The sequence below is a fragment of the Dietzia sp. B44 genome (assembly GCF_014145245.1).
Taxonomy (GTDB): Bacteria; Actinomycetota; Actinomycetes; order Mycobacteriales; family Mycobacteriaceae; genus Dietzia; species Dietzia natronolimnaea.
This window is the reverse complement of sequence record NZ_JAALEF010000416.1, coordinates 1-1,370: the sequence shown is the minus strand read 5'-3', so window position 1 is coordinate 1,370 and position 1,370 is coordinate 1. Positions and strand designations below refer to the sequence as shown.

Sequence of the window (1,370 nt, the reverse complement as noted above, 5' to 3'; positions counted from 1 at the left end):
CGTCTGGAGCACCGCCGACGGCGCCATGGTCACGTTCTCCGGGGTGGTGCGCGACCACGACCACGGTCGCGACGTGCTCGACATCGAGTACTCGGCCCACCCCACGGCGCAGGACGTCCTCGAACGGCTCTGCGACGAGGTGGCGACCGAACACACCTCGCCCGACCTCGAGAAGGGCGGACCGCTCGACCCGCGGCGCTCCGTCCGCATCGGCGCGGTGCACCGGGTGGGGGTGCTGCCGGTGGGCGAGGTCGCCGTGGTGGTGGTGGCCGTGGCGCCGCACCGGGCCGAGGCCTTTGCCGCCTGCTCGGAGCTCATCGAACGACTCAAGCGCGGGGTGCCCATCTGGAAGCGGCAGCGCTTCACCGACGGCGTCTCGGAGTGGGTGGGCGTCGGCGACTGCTGAGTCGATCAGGCTGGCCGTCTGCGGGATCCGTGCCTGTGGTGACCCGGCGGGTTGACGAGTGTGCCGTCGTCGGCGATGGTGCGATCCGCGTAGGCGTTCCACTCGCGTTCCCGGATGGCGTCACGAGCACGGGCCAGGGGGCCCTTGGGTCTGGTGCGGTGTTCGTGCCCGGTGTCGGTGATGATGACGAGATCACCCAACGGCCCGGACCGGTAGGCGTTGGTCCCGAATGTCTTCTCCCGGTGGTGTTTCCGACACAGGCAGACGAGGTTCCACTCGGTGGTCGGCCCGCCGAGTTCAGGGTCCTTCTTGTTGAACGCGAGCACATGGTCCACGTCGCAGTCCTTGGCGGGAACCGAGCACCCCGGGTGCCGGCAGGTGCCGTCGCGCAACCGGATGCGCTCGGCCATCGCCGGGGTGATCACGTAGCGCAGGGCGTGTTCCGGGGAGTCGAGCACGCCCGGGGCAGGGTCAATGAGCTCGAACCGCACGCTCGCGTCGTCCCCCTCGAGCAGTTCCGTGCAGAGCCACTCGAAGCTGCTGTACGCGCCGTGGACGAACTCGACACGGTTGGGCAGGCCCCGGGCCGCGGAGGCGATCACGCTGATGCGGATCGGCTGACCGGCCCGCGCGGCGTTGCCCAGTGTGGGCCGGGGCAGGTCCGCGCCGACCCTGACGTCGCCGAGTTCGATGCCGTCGTGCTCGATACCGTCGTGCTCGGACGCGCGGGCAGCGGCGGAGGCGGTATCGGCCGCGGACCGGCCCGCATCAGACGGGTAGACGGCGAGCGCGGCGAGGGCGTCGGCGCGGAGCTGGTCCATGGGACGATCCAACCCGTCCGCCGAGGCGGCCGACGCGTCGGTGTCGATGCGACGCCGAAGGAGTTCGGCATCGGCAGCGGTGAGCCTGGCCCACATCGTGGCCATGCCGTTCCGTGCCCCGCGGAATCGGACCGAGCGGGTAA

At 70.9% G+C, this 1,370-nt stretch carries 2 protein-coding genes; one reads left to right on the top strand and one right to left on the bottom strand.

The annotated features are described in order from the left end of the window. Positions 1 to 406, top strand: a 406-nt coding sequence (locus tag G6017_RS13225) for a molybdenum cofactor biosynthesis protein MoaE (RefSeq protein ID WP_182617757.1), incomplete at its 5' end; no start/stop codon positions are given. A gap of 5 nt (positions 407 to 411) precedes the next feature. On the opposite strand, the gene G6017_RS13220 is transcribed toward G6017_RS13225, so the two are convergent. Then, the coding region (locus G6017_RS13220; protein WP_182617755.1) for an HNH endonuclease signature motif containing protein at positions 412 to 1,370 on the bottom strand (959 nt) is incomplete at its 5' end.